13 protein-coding genes are annotated in these 18,974 nt (G+C 62.3%); 4 read left to right on the forward strand and 9 right to left on the reverse strand.

Annotation, left to right across the window (positions count from 1 at the left end; all coding sequences use genetic code 11):
• Nucleotides 1-22: 22 nt before the first annotated feature.
• The 7 genes from OHL12_RS05835 to OHL12_RS05865 form a co-directional block, all read right to left on the reverse strand.
• Nucleotides 23-727 (reverse strand): glycosyltransferase family 2 protein, encoded by a 705-nt coding sequence (locus tag OHL12_RS05835; RefSeq protein WP_263412885.1) that lies wholly within the window; start codon nucleotides 725-727, stop codon nucleotides 23-25.
• Complete coding sequence (locus OHL12_RS05840; protein WP_263412886.1) at nucleotides 724-2,094, reverse strand: glycosyltransferase family 87 protein; 1,371 nt, start codon at nucleotides 2,092-2,094, stop codon at nucleotides 724-726. Before OHL12_RS05840 ends, OHL12_RS05835 begins: the two co-directional genes overlap by 4 nt.
• Nucleotides 2,095-2,117: 23 nt before the next feature.
• Nucleotides 2,118-2,912 carry a TIGR04282 family arsenosugar biosynthesis glycosyltransferase gene (locus OHL12_RS05845; RefSeq protein WP_263415085.1) on the reverse strand — a complete coding sequence of 265 codons (795 nt, stop codon included), beginning with the start codon at nucleotides 2,910-2,912 and terminating at the stop codon, nucleotides 2,118-2,120.
• Nucleotide 2,913: 1 nt separating this feature from the next.
• The gene (locus OHL12_RS05850; protein WP_263412887.1) at nucleotides 2,914-3,666 is read right to left on the reverse strand and encodes a class I SAM-dependent methyltransferase; all 753 of its coding nucleotides are present in this window, start codon (nucleotides 3,664-3,666) and stop codon (nucleotides 2,914-2,916) included.
• Nucleotides 3,667-3,850: 184 nt separating this feature from the next.
• Complete coding sequence (locus OHL12_RS05855; RefSeq protein ID WP_263412888.1) at nucleotides 3,851-6,088, reverse strand: TolC family protein; 2,238 nt, start codon at nucleotides 6,086-6,088, stop codon at nucleotides 3,851-3,853.
• Nucleotides 6,085-7,818, reverse strand: a complete 1,734-nt coding sequence (locus OHL12_RS05860; protein WP_263412889.1) for an efflux RND transporter periplasmic adaptor subunit — start codon at nucleotides 7,816-7,818, stop codon at nucleotides 6,085-6,087. The genes OHL12_RS05855 and OHL12_RS05860 overlap by 4 nt, the downstream gene beginning before the upstream one ends.
• A 54-nt stretch (nucleotides 7,819-7,872) precedes the next feature.
• The gene (locus OHL12_RS05865) at nucleotides 7,873-11,130 is read right to left on the reverse strand and encodes an efflux RND transporter permease subunit (RefSeq protein ID WP_263412890.1); all 3,258 of its coding nucleotides are present in this window, start codon (nucleotides 11,128-11,130) and stop codon (nucleotides 7,873-7,875) included.
• Between the two features lie 108 nt (nucleotides 11,131-11,238).
• Here OHL12_RS05865 and xylB point away from each other — a divergent pair, with 108 nt between their 5' ends.
• Together xylB and truB are read left to right on the forward strand one after the other, a co-directional pair.
• Nucleotides 11,239-12,756: a xylulokinase gene (gene xylB, locus OHL12_RS05870; protein ID WP_263412891.1), complete on the forward strand. Its 1,518-nt coding sequence runs from the start codon at nucleotides 11,239-11,241 to the stop codon at nucleotides 12,754-12,756.
• Between the two features lie 32 nt (nucleotides 12,757-12,788).
• Entirely contained in the window at nucleotides 12,789-13,679 is an 891-nt protein-coding gene (gene truB / locus OHL12_RS05875) for a tRNA pseudouridine(55) synthase TruB (protein WP_263412892.1), read from the forward strand.
• 9 nt (nucleotides 13,680-13,688) lie between these two features.
• On the opposite strand, the gene OHL12_RS05880 is transcribed toward truB, so the two are convergent.
• Nucleotides 13,689-14,273, reverse strand: a complete 585-nt coding sequence (locus OHL12_RS05880) for an arylesterase (RefSeq protein WP_263412893.1) — start codon at nucleotides 14,271-14,273, stop codon at nucleotides 13,689-13,691.
• 203 nt (nucleotides 14,274-14,476) lie between these two features.
• Here OHL12_RS05880 and OHL12_RS05885 point away from each other — a divergent pair, with 203 nt between their 5' ends.
• Nucleotides 14,477-15,214 carry an ABC transporter ATP-binding protein gene (locus OHL12_RS05885; RefSeq protein WP_263412894.1) on the forward strand — a complete coding sequence of 246 codons (738 nt, stop codon included), beginning with the start codon at nucleotides 14,477-14,479 and terminating at the stop codon, nucleotides 15,212-15,214.
• Nucleotides 15,214-17,784, forward strand: a complete 2,571-nt coding sequence (locus OHL12_RS05890) for an ABC transporter permease (protein ID WP_263412895.1) — start codon at nucleotides 15,214-15,216, stop codon at nucleotides 17,782-17,784. Before OHL12_RS05885 ends, OHL12_RS05890 begins: the two co-directional genes overlap by 1 nt.
• 2 nt (nucleotides 17,785-17,786) lie before the next feature.
• Here OHL12_RS05890 and OHL12_RS05895 read toward each other — a convergent pair whose 3' ends face one another.
• Nucleotides 17,787-18,959, reverse strand: a complete 1,173-nt coding sequence (locus OHL12_RS05895) for a glycosyltransferase (protein WP_263412896.1) — start codon at nucleotides 18,957-18,959, stop codon at nucleotides 17,787-17,789.
• Nucleotides 18,960-18,974 lie beyond the last annotated feature (15 nt).

Below are 18,974 nucleotides of genomic sequence, written 5' to 3' on the forward strand. Positions count from 1 at the left end.
GAAGTTGCGCGCGAGAAAAGGCTCAGCTTCGGCCCTGACGCGTCACCCGGATCAGCACTTCCAGAATGCGCGTTGCAGCCTTGATCGACGCCCTCCAATCGCCCGAAACCTTGGACACTCCGCCGTACCGGACGCGGTAGCTGACCGGAATCTCCTGGACGCGCAGGTGGTGCTGCACTGCCTTAATCTGCATTTCCAGATTCCAGCCATAGGTGCGCTCCTGCATCTTCAAGCGGTCCAGGGCATCGCGGCGGATGGCGCGAAAGGCGCACATGTCGGTGTACCGGAAGCCGTATACCAGCCGGACGATTTGCCCGACGAACCAGCCGGCGAAAACTTGCGATCCGAGCATGGAGCCCGGCTGACGGACACGGCCCCGCCGGTCTCCGCCCAGTCGCGTCCCCAGGACAAGGTCCTGCTCGCCTCGCTGGATCGGAGCCACCAGTTCTGGGAGATGCGTTGGAACGTCCGCACCGTCGCCATCCATGAAGACCAGGATTTCGGATGCCGCGGAAGCGGCGGCCACGCCAGCCAGGCATGCCGAGCCATAGCCTCGCGCTGCTCGAACCACGCGGGCACCCGCCGCTGCTGCAACCTCCGCAGTCGCGTCCGTGCTGCCGTTGTCGACGACCAGGCACTCCTGGATTTCGGCCCAGGGCAGCTCATTGACCGTATAGCCGATCGACTCCGCTTCATTGAGCGCGGGAATGATGACCGAAACACTCATCGCGCGGCCTCACTCGTCACCGCCCGCCAAGGCAGGGGCAGATGCAAGCTGCCCCGATACTTTCGCCACAGTAGCCAAAGCAGCAATGCAACTGCGCTCGCGCCGTAGGTCCAGCTATTCGCATGGAACATCTTCGGACCCGGTTCCGCGTACTGCGTCGTCAGCCAGTAGAAAACGCTGTAGACATAGACGATGCCTGGCAGTTCCGGCAACAGAACCAGGAACGGCAGCAGCCACGCCACGTACCAGGGGTAATGCGGCGAAAACAGCAGCATCAGAGCGAATGCCAGTGCTGCCGCGGGTCTCAGAAAGGCTGTGCCCGGCATCTGGCTCGCACGCCAGCACCACAGCATCAGCGGCAGAAACACGGCAGCGCAAAAGGCGAGAAACGCCGGTGTGCCCAGACCTCTGAAACCGGGAACATGCCGCGCAGCTTCCAGGAGGAAATAGCGAGTACCAGAGTCCATGCCCTCCTCCGCTGCGTATCCGCCGGCAAAACCGAACACTTTCATGCCCACACTGGAGTACACCGCATATCCGGCAACAATCACCGACACGACAGCAGCCGGCATGCGCCAGTCGCGACGCTTCCACAACGCGGGAAACAGCAGCAACGGGTAGAACTTGATCATCACGGCCGCGCCCAACGCAAAGCCGGTGAGCCAGGGACGATCTCGCAACCGGAACAGAAGCGCCAGGCACACGGCGGCGATCAGCGCAGCATCCAGGTGTCCGCTGGAACCGAACTCCCAAATGCATAGCGGGCTCCAGGCGTAGAGGATGACCTCTTCCCTGCGGCGACCCATCTGCTCCAGCATATTCGCCAGGGCAAATACCGTCACGCCTTCCAGCGCGTACATGGTCAGCTTCATCAGCGTGAGCGTCGGCGAGAACCAGGTGGCGATCCAGAACAGCATCTGCGCCACTGGCGGGTAGATAGTCGGCGCATAATCGCGACGATTGATGTACGGGAAAATATCGTCTTCCTGGAGCCATCGCAGGTGCTCGTTACCCGGGAAATAGCGGTAGGGATTGATGCCGTGGTGCTGCACATATCCGTCCCAGACATATCGGTAGATGTCACTGGACAGGTGTGGCTCCGGCGTCAGCAGCGCCAGGCGGCACAACAACGCGGTGCCAACGATGATCCAGAACGAGCGGCGATCCGTCGGCTGCGTCCACACCACGAGTCCTGCGGCCAGAGACACGGCCAGAGCACAGGTAGACGTTTCGGAGTAGCCGATCACAAACGTGTCGAACTCAACGGCAAGATGACGCGACAGGAAGAGGAGCGCCAGGCCGAGCAGCACGAGGACGACGTTCGTGCTCCCTGGTGAGCCGCGGTACAGCAGCGAACGCCAACTCATAGGGTGAGTCTCAATGTCGTGCTTCATGAACGAGACGAGGTCGGCGCAGTGCGCCAGGAAACTTCGCCTGCCGAGGCGAGATCTGCGAGGAAGGCGCGGGTTGCAGCGGCGTCGAAGCCCTCCGTGGTCGCGAAATGAGGGCGGTTCCCGTCCAGCAGCTCGGCAGCCAAGACCCGCAAAGTGGAAGCGTCGTCCACGTCATACCAGACCGGCAGGTGCACGACCTCGATCCCGGCTTCGCTGCAGCGCTCCAGCGTCTCCGCGTGCACGAACTCCGTACTCCAGGTGATGCGCTCGAACGGTTCCGGGTGTGCCCGTTTCAGGCCGATCAGGTAGTATCCGCCATCGTGCGACCCGCCCAACACCAAGCGGTCGCCGGGCTGGTTCAGCGCGTCCACCGCCTGCTGCAACGCGGCGTGCGGCAAGGTGGGCGAATCGGAGTCGATCAGGCAGACAGCACCGAACCCGCACGATAGAAGATCCGTTGCAGCAAGATGAAGACGTTCGCCGAACCCGTCACCGCGCTGCAGAATCAGCGAAAACCCGTCCGGCGCGATGCCGGCAAATGCTGCTTCTTCGCCGGCCGGCGTGTAGCAGAGCACACCGCGGCCGCCCCGTACCTCCGCGATGTTTCGCGTGGTGTCGCGCAGAAAACAGATGTTCAGTGCGGCCGTCTGCTCCAGCGTCAACGGCGGAGACAGGCGAGTCTTCACCTTCCCCGGTCGTGGGGCCTTGGTCATGACCGCCAGGGCGCAGTGTCCGGCAAGCTCGGGGTTCGATTCGGAGGGCCGCAGCAGCGGATACGGCGTCGGCGCCACGTCAGGCAATGCACGGCTCCAGCAGGTCGGCTGTGTTCACAGCCGAGACTTCTTCCACACCAGCCGGCTTGGTGCAGACCGCAAACTGGTAGCGGCCGTCGCGGCGGAATACGATGTCCTGCCACGGCTGCGCCTGGACCAGGCCACCAAACTCCGCCTCGGTCATGGTGGTCACACGGTGAGGCTCAACGTAAGGTACCTTGGTGAACGAGGAAAGCTTCGCCAGAAGCCACATGGCGCTGAGCGGAAACTGTGTCCGCGCGCTTTGTACCGGCTCGGCGACAAAGCACTTTCCGCCCGGCCGAAGTACCCGGAAGATCTCGCGCATTACATCGTCGCGGTTGGGCACGACGAGAAACAGGCGTGACACGACAATGCTGTCCACAGTGCCGACGGTCGCCGGAAGCTGGTGAACATCCGCCTGGTGAAAGCTGCAGTTTTGTAGTTTCATGGCAGCCGCGCGAGTGCGCGCTCGGGTCAGCAGCGCCTTGCTCAAGTCAATGCCGGTGGTTCGAATGTGAGGATAGTTTTCAGCGAAGCGACAGGCATAGAAGCCGGGACCACAGCCAAGCTCCAGCAGGTGTGTGCCGGCCGGCGGGCCTTCCCCACCCCACAAGCCGTCGGCTATCTCCGGCGAATGGTCATGAAACAGGTGTTCTCGACACAGTGCGTAAAACCAGCCGCAGCGCTCGAACAGGCTATCGGAGGGGGGACAACAGCCACCCACGATGTCGGTGCTGACTGGTTCTGCCATGACTTCGCACTCCACCCGGCACCTGGGCCGATTTCTAACTTGCTTCCAAAAGCGCCGGGGTCGCGCAAGCCCGCGCGCAACTGCCTGACCATGCACTTGGATGCTAAGAACAGCCTAAGCATACGGGCTGGCGCGCGGTGACGGCAATCACGAGATTTGCGCCGTACAAAACCGTTCGCGGAGGTTATGGATGATCCGCAACTCTGCCCTGCACGGCGTCATCAAAGGCAATCCCATTCTTCTGCAGGAGGTCTCCCAACGCGCGGTCGAGGGCCAGTTGGGCCTTTTGATAATCGGATCGTGCGGCGACCTCGGTCGCGCGCGCCTGGGCAAGGTAGGCCTCGTCTTGCACAATCAGGTAGTTGGTGCTGGCGCCCACTGAAAACTTGTCGATTTCTGCCTGCAGCAATTGCTGTTGGTAGTTGCGGCTCTCAACTGCCGCGGCGTATGCCTGGTGCGCGTTCTCCAGCGCCACGGTTGCGTTTTCCACCTGCTGCCGAACATCGTTTTCCAGCTTCGCAGCCCGGCCCTGCGACTGACGAAGTTGAACCTGGTCGCGTGCCGCATCGGCCTGGGCGATGCGGTTCCGCAGCGGTAGATTGAGCTGGATCCCGCCCTGATAGATCGTCGACAAGCGCAGACCGCCCTGGGTCAGCGCGGCCGGCGTGGTCGCCACGCCGGTACCCGGCGATCCCACAAGCTGGTATGGGACCAGCGACGAGCCCCGGGTCTGCACGTTTGCGTACACGTTCAGCAGGGGCTTCACCGCGTTGGCCGTGCCCCGTGCGGCAATCTCGTTTGCCTGCACCTGGATGCCGGCCTGCAGCAGGTCGGGGCGCGTTGCAAGCGCATCGGAGGTCAGCCGCGGCACGTCGAGTTGTGGTGGGGCATCCGGAACATCGATGTGGTCGGTCGGAACGATGGACGCAAACTGCGCGCCGGGGTCACTGAGGCGCCTAAGCAGGTTCTGCCGAAGGATGACCTCCTGCTGGCGGTATTCCCCACGAGCCTGGATCAGATCCAGCCGGCTCGCCGCCAATAGCGCCTGCACGCGCGTCAGCTCGATGGGTGCCAGCGTTCCTTCGGCCACCTGGTTCTGATCGTCGCGGAAGAGCCGTTCGGCCGCGGCCAGAGCATCTTCGCGAACCCCGATGTTTTCCCCGAGCGACACCAGGTCGTAGTACAGCCTTGATATGCCGTAGACCGTCTCGAGCAGTTGCTGCTCAAACAGGAGTCGCGAGACCTGCTGATCGAGGCGCGCGATGCGCACAAACCGTAAATTCACCTGCCTGCCGCGGCCGCGTAACAGCGACTGCGTAAAGGTGAAGTTGGTGGAGGGCGCGTGAAATGGGTTGTACTGCGAATTGTTGGCGTAGAGCACCTGGGGCGCGTTGCTGACGAACGCCTCAATCTGAGCGCCAAACGAGAAGCCCTGCTGGTAATCGACACCCGTATTCACGAAGTCGAGCGGGGGCGTATTCACATTGGTGCCGCCACTCCCCGTTCCTGTGCCGGTTCCGCTTCCCGTAGTGGTGGTGGATTCCAGCGATTTCTGGTCAGAGCGCCGCAGATAGCCGGCCTGCCCCGTGACCACAGGATCGAACAGCGGCGTCTGCGGCCCGGGCGCGTAGGCGAAGCCATTGGTTTGGCTCAGCGATTGCTGCACGGTGTTCCCGGCCTGGGTGATCTGGCTAAGGTCGGTTACCTGGGGCGCGGTGGCCGCGGTTGTGCCATCTGTAGCTGCGTTCAGCAGAGGGCTCGTCTGCGCACCCACACCTGGTGCCGTTTGCGTGATCGTGTAATCGATCCCGCGAAGATTGCCGCCGCCACGGGCGCGGGTCAGGTCCGTGTCGGCCAACAGCAGGTTGTACCGGCTCACCTCCACGTCCAGGTTGTTCTCCACCGCGAGCGCCACGGCGTCGTGCAGAGAAAGGTATAGCTTGCCGTCTCGCACCAGCGAGTCGATCCGAACGGAAGTTGCTGTGGGCAACTCCGGCACATGCGCTGCGCGGTACGGGGCGATGAGTCGGATAGGACTCGTCTGGAACGCGGCCGGGGCCTCTCTCCGCGGCAGTTGCGAATCGCCACGCACCTGCTGCGTTTGGGAATTTCCACCGACCGCGCCGGGAAGTTCCGGTGTCAGCGGCTCCACATCGCGCAGGTCGACCGAACTGCCGTCCGGCCGGGGCAGAGGCGCGTCCGGAGATGCGGTTGGTTGCTGCTGCCCAGGCACGGCCTGCTGGCCCGGCGCCTGGGGCACAGCGGGCAGCGCTGTCTGCGGTGCCGTGTACGGAGCCGGCTGCTGCCGCCCTTGCGGGTCCTGCTGAGCGGCGGCGGCGGACGCAACAAGAACTACCGCAGCCACGCCGATCGGCAGAGCCATCCGATTCAGAGAAACGATGGACCGAATGCCAGAGATCATCGGCCGCTCGACTTTCCGCCGTCGGCTTTCTGCTGCGGACCGTGCTGCTGCACATTCTGGCCCTGCTGCGATGTCCCGTTGTTCTGGCCACGCTTGCCCTGATTGTTGGTGCTCTCCGCTTGCGAATTCACAATGCTCTGGTCGCCGTACTGGTTGGGTCCACTGTCGGGCGTCTGGTGTGTTTGGGCCTGGGCACCCTTTCCAGTTGCGTCATTCTCGCTGCGCTGCATCAATTGCGGCCGTACGACGGCGCCTTCGCGAACGTCGTCCGTAACGCTGGTGATCACCGTGTCGCCGTCGCGCAGGCCGCTGACGATCTCGACGGACGGACCATAGTCTCGGCCGATTGACACCGGCGTCATGTGTACGTGGTTGGTGGGGTCGACCACGGCCAGCGTGGTCCGGTCGTTGCGGATCACCACCGCGTCACCCGGAACTGCAAGCGGAGCCTCCCCGCGGACCTGCTGGAACGACACAACCGTGTACATCCCGGGAAACAGCTTGCCGCCGCGATTGTCGATATCGACCTCCGTGAGCATGGTCCGAGTGTTCTGGTCCAGCGAATCGGCCGTGCGCGTCACGGTGCCTTGCACCGGCGGGCCGCCCATGCGCTCCTGCACAAACACGGCCGCGTTCATCCCCTTGCGGACGCTGGTGGCGTACCCCTCAGGGACGCTGACCAGAATGCGGAGCGTATCGATTTGCGAGATGACAAAAATGGCCCCACCCTGCGCGCCGCCTGTGGTCGGGGCCGCGCCTGTCGACGTGCTTCCGCTGGAGCCGCTGTTATTTGCGGAGGCCACTCCGGCCGTGCCGCCGTTGCTGGACGACGTGGTCGGGTTGGGCGCGCTCATGGCAGCACCATTCGAGCCGACCAGGGCGCCCACATCTGCATTGCGCTGCGTCACCACACCGTCGAACGGCGCGGTCACCCGCTCATAGCTCTGCAACGCAATCACCCGCAAGAGGTTCGCGCGATAGCTTTCCACGTTGCGCTGGGACGATGCGACCGTGGCTAGCTGAGTGCGGTAGTCGGTCTCGCGCTGGTCGCCATCCTGCCGGGAAAATACACCCTTGGCGACCAGAGTGCGCCAACGCTCCCAGGTGACCCGCGACAGGTCGAGCTGCGCCTGCTGCTGTGCCTCCTGCGCTTCGGCCTGGCGCAACTGCTCTCGTGCCTGGTCCACCTGCTGGTCCAATTCCGGCGCATCGATCAGGGCCAGCAACTGCCCCTTGCGGACGTGATCGCCGATGTCGACAAAGCGCTTCTTCACGTAGCCATTGGCACGCGCAAACACATAGGCGTCGGTGAAGGATGAAGTGGTTCCCGGCACAGTAAGCTGGCCAGGCGCCGCTGTCCGGCTCACCTTGACCACATCGACCCTGGGGTTCTCGCGTTCGCGCTGTTGCGCCTCTGCCTGGATGCGCTTGTTGCGGTTGTGGCGCGGCAGATAGCCGATGAAAAAGATGAGTAGAAGCACGGCAATCCCGACCGCTGCCCAGAACAGAATTGGCCTCCAGTTCCGGCGCTTATGGCGGTGGTGCTTGTCATAGTCCTGCTGGACTTCCCTGTCGTGCGCCACCTGCTCATGGCGCTTGTGAGCGGCCTGGCGCGCAAGCGACTCTTCCCGTTCCCATTCGGCGCGGGTCATCCGGCGATCGGGATCTTCGGAGACCTCGCGAAGGCGCTCGTCTTCCGGATAGATTCGCTGCTGCAGGTCGTCGCTCATCGTGGTAGGTTCCGTCCCCGTGCGCCGCGTGTCGCGGTCTGGTGGTGCGTATGGCTACGCGGTTCTTGGTTGTGCGCTGCCGGGAGCCTGCGATGCCGATTGCGCGGCCCGCTCCTTCTCCTCGGCCTCTTCCCGCTCGGTTTGCTCGATCTCCTCGGCCCAGTTCTTCGGCGCGTCCTTGCGCAACCAGGAGTACATGATGGGAACCACAAACAGGGTTCCAAGGGTGGCAAACATCAAGCCGCCGATCACGGCGCGCCCAAGCGGAGCGTTCTGCTCCCCGCCTTCGCCCAGCGCCAGAGCCATTGGGAGCATGCCGATGATCATGGCCAGCGCGGTCATGACTACAGGCCGCAAGCGTGTGAAGCCTGCGTTCTCCGCAGCTTCGATGTTGTTACGTCCAGCGATTCGCTCGTCATTGGCAAACACGACCATCAGGATCGAGTTTGCTGTAGCGACACCGATGGTCATGATGGAGCCCATGAGCGAAGGCACGTTGAAGGTGGTGCCGGTCAGGAAGAGCATCCATAGGATGCCCGCGAAACCCACTGGCAGAGACATGAGGATGATCAGCGGATCGAGCCAGCTTTGAAAATTCACCGCCATAAGCAGATAAACCAGGATGATGGCGAAGATGATGCCGAGACCCAGCCGCTCAAACGAACTGGTCATCGTTTGCACCTCACCGCGCAGAGCGATCTGCGACCCCTTCGGAACATCCTTGCCCGCGCGGTCGATGATCTTGCGGATATCGCTGGCCACGCCACCCAGATCCCGCTGATCGACGTCTGCGTAAATGTCATACGTTGGCTGAATGTTGTAGTGGTCAATGATTACGGGCGTGATGTCGCGCTCGAAGTTCGCAACGTTGCCCAGCAATTGGCTCACGTTACCGGCAGGACCGGTCACCGGAATGCGCGACATAGCCTGCATCGAGTCGATGCGATACTGCGGGGTCTGCACCACAACCTGGTAGTTCACCCCGGAGAGTGGGTTCAGCCATTCGTTCGGCGCGGTCTGTCCCGTGCCGGTCAGCGAGATCAACATGCTTTGTGCAACATCCTGCTGAGTCAGGCCGATCTGGCGCGCTTTGAGCCTGTCTACGTTGACATTCACCGTGGGCAGTGCCACCTGCTGGTGGATGTGCGCATCCGCAATGCCTGGGATTGCCTGCACCTGTTTCAGCAGTTGCTGCGCGAGCTGGTAATTCTGCCGTGCGCGACCGGCAACCTGGATATCGATCGGCGCTGGCAGACCGAAATCAAGAATCTGATTCGTGATGTTGGCCGGTTCGAAAAAGAACGTCGCCTCCGGAAATTTGTCATGCAGATCGTGCCGCAACAGCCGTTGATATTCCTGCGTGTGACGCTTGCCCGGCTTTAAGGAGATGAGGATCTCGCCGTCTGTGTCGGAGGTCGCACCTCCAGAGGTAAACGCGAGGTTGATACCGCCGTTGGGCAGACCGATGTTGTCCAGGATCAGCGTGACCTCGTCGGCCGGTAGGAGGTGCCGGATCTCTCGCTCAACGCTGGCGAAGTAAAGCTCTGAGTCTTCGGGCCGCATGCCTTCCGGCGGATAGACGTGGAGCCGCATCTGCCCGGAATCGACATAGGGGAAGAAGTCCTGACCGATGAAAAACAGCAATGGCAAGGAGAGCACCACGAAGAGACCGAAGCCGGCGATGGTCAGGCCCTTGTTGTCGAGCGTCCAGGCCAACACCTTGCGATATTGATCGCGACGGCGATCGAACCAAGCGTCGAACTTGTGGTGCCACCGCCAGAGAAAGTTCCGCTCCGCTTCCTTCTCACTCGCGCCTTCATCCTGGTACAGCGGCAGTTCGGCCGCCAGCAGGAAGTGCATCATCGTTGGCAGTAGCGTTCGCGACAGGAAGTACGACGCGAGCATGGCGAAGACAACGGCCATGGCGAGCGGCGTAAAGAGGAACCGCGCAGGTCCTGTGAGCAGAAGCACGGGGGTGAAAACGATGCATATGGACAACGTGGACACGAATGCCGGGGTGGCCACTTGCTGCGCACTATCGAGAATGGATCGCACCAGCGGCTTCTTCTCGCTCATGTTGCGGTGCGTGTTCTCGATCTCGACCGTTGCATCGTCGACCAGGATGCCGACAGCAAGGGCCAGGCCGCCCAACGTCATCACGTTGATGGTCTGACCAAGGGCATACAGGATGACCAGCGACGTGGCGATCGAGAGTGGAATGGAAGTGCAGACGATGAGGGTGGACCGCCACGATCCAAGAAACAACAGGATCATCAAGCCGGTCAGCGTCGCGGCGATGATCGCCTCGCGCACTACTTCGCTGATGGACTCACGCACAAAGATGGACTGGTCGAACAGCGGTGTGATCTCCAGGCCGGGAATGCCTGCCTCGATCTGGGGCAGCATCTTTTTCACGCCATTCACAATGTCCAGCGTGCTGGTCTGGCCGTTCTTGAGTACGGTCAACAGAGCGCCACGCTTGCCGTTCTCGCGAACGACGTTGACCTGTGGTGCGGAGCCGAGGCGTACCTGCGCCACGTCCTTCATTTGGACCACCGCCCCGTTAGCGGCGCGGATTGGCATGTCGTTCATCGCGCTGACCAACGCGGGCGACGAGTTCAGCTTGATGATGAACTCTCGATCGCCCATGCGCGCGACACCGGCGGGCAGAATCAGATTCTGCTGGTTCAGCGCGGTCGAAATATCCTGGGCTGCAAGGTGGTGCGAGTACAGCAGGTTCGGATCGATATCCACCTGCACCTGGCGCACCTTGCCCCCGTACGGCAGAGGCACGGAAGCACCCTGCACGTTGGCCAGCCGCGGTCGGACAAACGAGGTGCCGTCGTCGTATAGATCTTCTTCCGTGAGCCCTTGACCATTCAGAGCGAGCTGAACGATGGGCACGCTCGAAGCGTCGTATTTGATGATGTTGGGCGGGTATGTGCCCGGCGGCAGGATGCGCAGAATCGTTTGCACCACCGCGGTGATCTGCGACAACGCGAGCTCCACCTTTACGGTGGGCTGAAAGTACACGCGAATGACGGACACACCCTGGTAGCTTTCGCTGGACGTGTGTTCGATGTCGTTGACAGTGGTGGACAGAGCCCGCTCGCACACGGTGACGATGCGGCCTTCCATGTCCTGTGGAGGCAGTCCGCTATAGCTCCAAACAATCGTGACAACAGGAATGTTGATGTACGGATAGATATCTTTCGGCGCAGTGATCACCGTGCCGATGCCAAGCAGCATGATGAGCATCGATAACACGACAAACGTATACGGGCGCCGCAGCGCCAGGCGTACGATCCACATCCCTGCTTCTTTCCCTTGCTGATGTCAGTGCGTTGGATGCAAAAACATTGTGGAGTGTGCCAGCGATCGCAATTGGCAGACAGTTGTTGATCAGGCGACAATGCCGGTATGACAACGGCATCCGCGTTTCTGGGCATTGACTGCGGCACACAAGGAACCAAGGCGCTGCTGCTGCAGCAGGATGGCAAGACCCTGGGCCGCGGCTACGCCAAGCACGACATCATCGAGCGCGCCAATGGAGCGCGCGAGCAGGATCCGCGATGGTGGGTGGATGCGTTGAAAACGAGTGTGGCCGCTGCCATGGCCTCGCACCCGAACGCTGCTGTGCAGGGCATCGGCATCTCGGGTCAACAACACGGGCTGGTTGTGTTGGACGAAGCGAACGAGGTCATTCGTCCCGCCAAACTTTGGAACGACACGGAAACCGCGCCGCAGAATGAAAAGCTGCTGACCCACTTCGGTGGACCGGAAGCATGGATAGAGCGGTTCGGCATCGTCCCGCGAACGGGCTACACCGTAAGCAAGCTGCTTTGGCTGAAAGAGGTTGAGCCGCAGAACTTCGCGCGAGTGCGCCACATCCTCCTGCCGCATGAGTACTTGAACCTCTGGTTGACCGGAAACCTTCGTGCGGAATACGGCGACGCCTCCGGAACCGGGTACTTCGACCCGCGCAGCCGCAAGTGGATTGCCGAGGTGCTGCAGTGGATTGACGGAGGAAGCGGTCAGTTGGTCTCAGCACTGCCGCAGCTGATCACGCCGGAAGACGCCGTCGGCAAGCTCCGCCCCGAGATCGCGGACGAGCTTGGACTACCGCACGACTGCCTGGTTGCAAGCGGCGGTGGCGACAACATGATGGGAGCTCTGGGCACCGGCAACGTGAAACAGGGCGTGGTGACCATGAGCCTCGGAACATCGTCTACGGTGTACAGCTATCGCGACGCTCCCGCCGAGGATCGCAGCGGCAACGTTGCGCCCTTCTGCAGCAGCAGTGGCGGGTGGCTGCCGCTGGTCTGCACGATGAACGCGACCAACGTGGTCACACAAACAGTGGAACTGATCGGCAGCACTGTAGCCGCTCTGGAACCCGCATTGCAGAACACACCGCCCGGCGCCGATGGCCTGGTGTGGCTTCCATTTCTGAATGGCGAGCGCACCCCCGACCTGCCCTCCGCACGCGGCACGCTGCTGGGCGTCTCAGCAAACAACTACACGCAACAGCACCTGATCCGCGCCATGGTGGAAGGCGTCAGCTTCGGCATCCTCGCAGGCTTGGAGCTGATCCTGCAAGGCGCCGCTGCGCAAACCGTACAACTGATCGGTGGCGGCGCGAAGTCGGCCGAATGGCGGCAACTGCTGGCGGATGCAACGGGCGCAACGATTCAGGTGCCTGCGGAGGAAGAAGCAGGCTGCCTCGGTGCCGCCATTCAGGCGATGTACGCGTGCGGCTGCGCCGCGGGAGACGGCGGTTCGTTTCAGGAGTTGGCCGACCGCTATGTGCGCGTGGATGATTCCAAGACGGCGAGGCCGAACCCTGCGAACCGTGATCTCTACCGTGCAGCCATGCGCGCTTACCAGGATGCACTTCACCACCAGTATCCGGAGACGGCAGGCAGCAGCGCAACATAGCAGAGCCGCGCTCTGCTGTAATGGGAGAGTTCATGCAAGCCGCTCCTATTCACGGTCTCCTGATTCTCGATAAGCCCGCGGGCCTCACCTCGCACGACGTGGTTGCGCTGGCCCGGCGCGCCACGAACGAGCGCTCCATCGGACACCTGGGAACGCTCGATCCCATGGCCACCGGCGTGCTCCCGCTTCTGATCGGCAAGTGGACGCGGCTGGCTTCGTTCTTCTCCACCGCAGAGAAGCTCTATACCGGCACCATCCGCTTCGGCTTCAGCACCGATACTTTCGACGCCGAGGGCGAGCGCATGAGCGAGCCGGAGCCGCTGACGCGCTCACTGGAAGAGCTACGCGCCCTAGCAGAGAAGTTTCGTGGAGAGATCGATCAGATGCCGCCGGTATTTTCGGCGAAGAAGATCGATGGCGTTCCCGCATACAAGCTTGCGCGGCAGGGCAAGCCCGTCGCTTTGAAGACATCACGCATCACCATCCATAACTTCACGCTCGATGCTTTGGACGGCGACACGGCCGAGTTCAGCATCCATGTGTCGTCCGGGGGTTACGTGCGTTCGGTGGCGCATGAACTGGGTCAGCTAGCCGGGTGCGGTGCGCACTTGAGCAGCCTGCGCAGGGTGCAGGCCGGACCCTTCACGCTGCAGCAGGCATGTACCCGCGACCAGTTGATCGACGCGGTGAACCACGGAAACGTGCGCGATCTCCTGCTTCACCCGAGGACAATCCTGCCGGAGTTCCCCGCCGTCGCAGCGGACGAGTCGTCTCTGACCAAACTGCGCAACGGACAGGCAGCGAACCTGCCGGAGTATTCGCAAAGCAGGATGGTTAAGGTGTTTCGCGGTCAAACGGAGCTGGCAGCGATATGCAGGCGCGTGGCCGGAACCCTGTTCCAGCCGCACCTCAACCTCGTGTAATCGACATACCTATTTCTTCAGCATCGGCTGCAGAAAGCCGAAGATATTCTTCGCGACCTGCCGGCAGCCCTGAGCAGTGGGGTGCACCCCATCCTGCTGGATGCTTCCGCTCACGCCCCACACGCCCTGTAGCAGAAACGGGTAAAGCGGGACGGAATACTTGTCTGCGACCACGTGGTACGTGCGGTTGAACTCCTGAATGTAAGCCTGGCCGAACTGCGGCGGCAGCGTGATGCCGGCAAGCGCAACTTCGGTTCCGCTGGATTTCAGTCGCTGAACGATCGCGTCCAGGTTGGCTCGCGAACTTGCAACGGGCACTCCGCGCAGACCGTCGTTGCCGCCGAACTCCACCACCGCGATGGCCGGATGCAAGGCGAGTACGCGGTCGACGCGCGCCAGACCGTCCTTCGTGGTTTCCCCACTGATGCCCAAGTTGACCACGCGGTAGTGATACCCGGCCTTGTCCAGCAGGCCTTGCAGGCGCGACGGATAGGAGTCGGCTGCGTCTACGCCGTAGCCGGCAGTCAGGCTGTCGCCAAAGCAGGCGATCACAGGGCGACCGTCATCGACGGCCTGTTGTTCCGTGGTGCTCATAGGCTTGGAATGTGCTCGCGCAATGGCCGCCTGGTAGTTAACGGCGCTGTTCTGGTTTTCGGATTGGCGTGTGGCCTGGCCGGGTTTGCATCCGTTCAGCCAAAGAGGGAGCAGGAAAAGCAGGGTAACCAACAACAGGAGCCGGGTTCGAGAGAGGTTAGGCATAGCGTCAATCATGTGAGATGCAGTGCGATACTGAGCGCGTGAGTTCCACGCCAAGCATCCGCGTTTCCAACCTGATCAAGACCATCCGCAACGGTTCCCGAACGGTCGAAATCCTTCGGGGCATCAGCTTTGACGTGACGGCCGGCGAGTTCGTCGCCATGGTCGGCGCGTCGGGCTCCGGCAAAAGCACGCTGCTCGGTCTGCTGGCCGGGCTCGACACACCCACCAGCGGCAACGTCAATCTGAACGGAACCGAGATCAGCTACCTGAAAGAGGACGATCTTGCAGCCGTCCGGGGCCGTCTGATCGGCTTTGTCTTCCAGAGTTACCAGTTAATCCCCACGTTGACCGCGCTGGAAAACGTGTTGCTGCCCTACGAACTGAACAGCAAGGGTCAGGAGCGCGAAGGCCTGGAACGTGCCCGGGGCCTGCTGGATGCAGTGGGTCTTGCGGATCGCGGAGATCATTATCCTGTTCAGCTCTCCGGCGGCGAACAGCAGCGGGTCGCCCTGGCACGCGCGTTTGTTCTGCGTCCGCCCATCGTGCTGGCCGACGAGCCTACCGGCAACCTGGACTCGCGCAACGGCGCGCAGGTGATGGACCTCCTGCTGAACCTGAACCGGAAGGAAGGAACCACGCTTGTGCTGGTCACGCACGACCCTGCCGTTGCTGCGCACGCGTCTCGCACGCTGACCATACGCGATGGCGCGTTGGTTTCCGATCAGCGCAATGACGCCTTCCCAGGGAGCACCAGCACTAATCCGAGGTTCGGCTGATGGCAGCGCTTCCTTGGTCCACGGCGGCGCGCGTCGCCTGGCGAGAGTTGCGAGCCTCGCGCACCAAATTCCTCTTCGTGGTTCTCAGCGTCGCTGTTGGCGTGGCGGCGCTTACAGGCGTGCGCGGCTTTTCCGCATCGTTTCGACATACTCTGCTGATCCGCGCTCGGTCGATTTTGGCAGGCGATTTGGGCGCAAGGATGTTTCAGCAGCCCACACCAAAGCAACTTGCATTGCTGGACCATGCCGCAGCCGGGCTTCGCCGCACCACCGTCACAGAGATGGCGTCCATGGCCACCGCCGCGAACTCGATGGATCCATTGCTGGTCGCGCTCAAGGCCATCGACCCCCGCGAATATCCCTACTATGGCCGGGTCGATCTGCAGCCGTCCATGCCCTTGGAACAGGCCGTCGGCAACGATTCGGTTGCGGTCGGTGAAGATCTGCTGATTCGCCTCCGCTTACATGTGGGCGACAGCATCACGCTCGGTGACCGCACCTTTCGCATTGCCGCCGTGGTCGAGAGCGAGCCGGATCGCTTGTCTGGTGCCTTTGCCGCAGGACCGCGGGTGCTCTCGAGCCAGCAGCAATTGGCGGAAACACACCTGCTGGCCACCGGTTCGCGTGCGAGCGAGCGATTCCTCTTCAAACTTCCATCACCCGACGATCGTGTCGTGGCAAAGCTCAAGGCTGCGGTCGAGGAAGCCCTGCCGGAAGCGAACGTCTCCGACTATCGGGAGACCAATCCGGCGATCACTGTTGCGCTGGATCGCGCGACAGACATCCTCTCCCTCGTCTCTCTGGTGGCACTGGTGCTGGGCGCGCTGGGCGTGGCGATGGCCATGCGCACCCATCTGCTGGAGCGGCTTGACTCCATCGCCATCATGAAGTCGCTGGGTGCCCAGAGCAGCAGCGTAGTTCGCATTTATCTTCTGCAAACCATCTTCCTGGGGCTGCTGGGCGGGGTTGTCGGCGTGCTGCTGGGCGTTGCGGTGCAGGTTGCGCTGCCGCTGCTGCTTGGCCGCATGTTGGGACTCTCGCCAGAGCTGCACATCGCGGGCAGCGCAGTGCTTACCGGCATCCTTACGGGGCTGATCATCACGGTCCTGTTTACGCTGCCGCCACTGCTCGACATCCGCAACGTTCGTCCCATATCTATCTTGCGGCGCGCCGTGGATGCGGAGCCCGCTCCGGCACTGCAACAGCTGCGTCAACGCCTGCGTGCCAACCTTGTACAGGTGGGCGCTATGGTGCTGATTTTGGCCGGTCTGGCCACCATTGCCGGTGTGCTTTCCGAGTCTCGCAAGGCTGGCCTGATCTTTGTGGTCGCTCTGGTCGCGGTATTGCTGGCTCTCATCGCTGCGGCAGCTTTGCTGCTTTGGATCCTGCGGCGCACCTTACAGCGCACGCGATTTTCGCTACCGCCTGCAGTGCGCCACGGGCTGGCGAATCTGTATCGTCCCGGCAATCCCTCAGCCGCTCTGTTGGCTGCGCTTGGCTTGGGTGTGATGCAGGTTGCTATCGTCTTCTTTCTCGGCCAGGCCTTCACGCACGAGCTGAAGCTGTCCACGCGCACGGACCTACCCAACGTCTTTCTGGTCGACATCGCCGATAACGAACTACTCGGTCTACAGAGTCTGCTGAAGCAGCAGCCGGAGGTTCGCGGCACGCCGGAATTTGTTCCCGTGCTGTCCTCGCGCATCCTGTCGGTGGACGGGGTTCCAGCCGCTCAATTGAAGCTGAAGAACTTCCCTCAGCGCATGCTGCAAAGCATTACGCTCACCTGGTCGGAGACGCTCCCCGAGGGCACGACGGTGCTGCAGGGTAAGTTCTGGCAGCCTGGCGAAACGCGGGCGCAACTCGCCATCGGCGAACGTCACGCGGAACGCCTTGGTGTAAAGCTGCACTCGCACATCGTCTTCGCAGCCGGCAGCGACGCGGATCGACCGATCGATGCAGAGGTCTCAGCCATCGTTCGCTCCGACGGTCAGCACGCGTACTCGCGCGCCGAATTCATCCTGCCGCGCGCGCCGCTCGACGGCATTTCGGAGGTCTGGTACGGCGCGGTGCATTCCGACCCGAACCAGGTAGGCGAACTGCAACGGGCGTTGTACGCAAAGTATCCGACCGTCACCGTGATCAACGTGGCGCAGGCGTTTGAGCAGCTGCGGAAGATCCTTGTGCAGGTTCAGCTTGTGGTGCAGTTCCTTGCAGGTTTCTCCATCTTTGCCGGATTAGTCATTCTGGCATCAGCCGTGGCAGGCACGCGCTACCGCCGCGTGCGCGAGGTGGTTGTCCTGAAAACGCTCGGCGCTACCCGTTTGCGCATCGGATCCATCTTCACGATCGAATTCGCCGTGCTCGGCCTGGTCGCCGGCCTTGTCGGCCTGCTCTTCGCCAATCTCAGCACGCGGGCGCTGCTGCGCCAAATGGACCTGGGCTACCACCTGAACGCGGCCGAGAACCTCGGCATGTGGATCCTTGTCGCGCTGCTCACCGTGGCGACGGGATGGCTTGCAAGCTACCGCATTCTGGGCCAGAAACCACTGGAAGTATTGCGCGAAGAATAACCCTACTGCGGGTACTCTCTTCCCTTCCACGAAACCTGCTTGGCGAGACCGACCTGCTGCCAGGACCGTACCAGCAACAGCGCGAGTAGGGGCAGAGCAAACACGGCCAGCGCGATGTCGATCGCATTTGCTCCTGACCGGCGTGTCCGTGTCCAGTAGCGCAGAATCACTCGCAGCCAAAGGACCCAGAACGCTGCTCGTTGCCACAGCAGCCACGGCAGCGACAGGCTGAGCACCGGCAGGCCTACCAAAAGAACGAAGTCCAGTATTCGTGCCGCGGCCAGCCATACCGGCCGCGGAAACAAGAGGGCCAGGTTCTTCGTCCAGCCTGCCATCATCTCGCCTGTGGTGCGATACATGCGCGCCGCCACGCTTTCTGGCGCATACCGCAGGCGAATGCCGTGGCGGCGCTTCAGCAAACGCGCCAGGGCCACATCCTCCAACACGCGATCCGCAACGGCCTGATGGCCGCCTACGCTGAAGTAAGCCGCCCTCTGCACCAGCAGGAACTGCCCGTTTGCCGCGGCGATCGGACTTCCAGGATCGTTGACGAGCTTTGGTGGATACGCCGTCGCTAGTTCTGAGAACACCAGAGGCAAAAGGGCGCGCTGCACTACGTTGGCCGCGATCTGCCGCGGCGAGTAGCTCAGCATCGCCACGCCGTGCCGTTCCGCTTCGATCACGGCCCGATGCGTCGTTCCAGGCTCATGCAGCGTGTCGGCATCGGTGAACAGCAGCCACTTCGCCGTCCGCGCCACAGGCTGATTTACTCCAAACCACAGGGCGGCATTCTTGCCGGTGAACCCGTGCCGTCTCGCCTGCAGTTGCGGAGCGCGCAAGACGTGCACTCCTTCGTGCTTGCCTGCGACATCCTGCGCAATGCGTAGGGTGTCGTCCGACGATTCGTCGTCGATCACAAAGATGTGCCAGTGCCGGCCCAACTGAAACCCGTCGCCTGACTGTCCGATCAGCGATGCCAAGCACCCTGGCAGATTATGCGCCTCGTTGCGAGCCGGGATCAGTACGGACAACTCGTGGGTGTCAGCCTCGTCCTGCTCCAACTCCACATAGGACCGCGACCGCAGCGAGGATGCCGGGTGCGTGGGCGCACTTCCATCCAGCCGCAAAGTAAACTCCGGCTCCTGTGATGCTGTTTGCTGTTCCGGGTCGACCATCGCTTCGTATCATAG

This window comes from Terriglobus aquaticus (genome assembly GCF_025685415.1).
Lineage (GTDB): Bacteria > Acidobacteriota > Terriglobia > Terriglobales > Acidobacteriaceae > Terriglobus > Terriglobus aquaticus.

Excerpts from the sequence above, each read along its gene's own strand:
- OHL12_RS05865 (WP_263412890.1), bottom strand. The coding sequence starts at position 11,130 with ATGTGGATCGTACGCCTGGCGCTGCGGCGCCCGTATACGTTTGTCGTG.
- OHL12_RS05835 (WP_263412885.1), bottom strand. The coding sequence starts at position 727 with ATGAGTGTTTCGGTCATCATTCCCGCGCTCAATGAAGCGGAGTCGATC.
- OHL12_RS05840 (WP_263412886.1), bottom strand. The coding sequence starts at position 2,094 with ATGAGTTGGCGTTCGCTGCTGTACCGCGGCTCACCAGGGAGCACGAAC.
- OHL12_RS05880 (WP_263412893.1), bottom strand. The coding sequence starts at position 14,273 with ATGAGCACCACGGAACAACAGGCCGTCGATGACGGTCGCCCTGTGATC.
- OHL12_RS05860 (WP_263412889.1), bottom strand. The coding sequence starts at position 7,818 with ATGAGCGACGACCTGCAGCAGCGAATCTATCCGGAAGACGAGCGCCTT.
- OHL12_RS05855 (WP_263412888.1), bottom strand. The coding sequence starts at position 6,088 with ATGATCTCTGGCATTCGGTCCATCGTTTCTCTGAATCGGATGGCTCTG.
- OHL12_RS05850 (WP_263412887.1), bottom strand. The coding sequence starts at position 3,666 with ATGGCAGAACCAGTCAGCACCGACATCGTGGGTGGCTGTTGTCCCCCC.
- truB (WP_263412892.1), top strand. The coding sequence starts at position 12,789 with ATGCAAGCCGCTCCTATTCACGGTCTCCTGATTCTCGATAAGCCCGCG.
- OHL12_RS05895 (WP_263412896.1), bottom strand. The coding sequence starts at position 18,959 with ATGGTCGACCCGGAACAGCAAACAGCATCACAGGAGCCGGAGTTTACT.
- xylB (WP_263412891.1), top strand. The coding sequence starts at position 11,239 with ATGACAACGGCATCCGCGTTTCTGGGCATTGACTGCGGCACACAAGGA.
- OHL12_RS05890 (WP_263412895.1), top strand. The coding sequence starts at position 15,214 with ATGGCAGCGCTTCCTTGGTCCACGGCGGCGCGCGTCGCCTGGCGAGAG.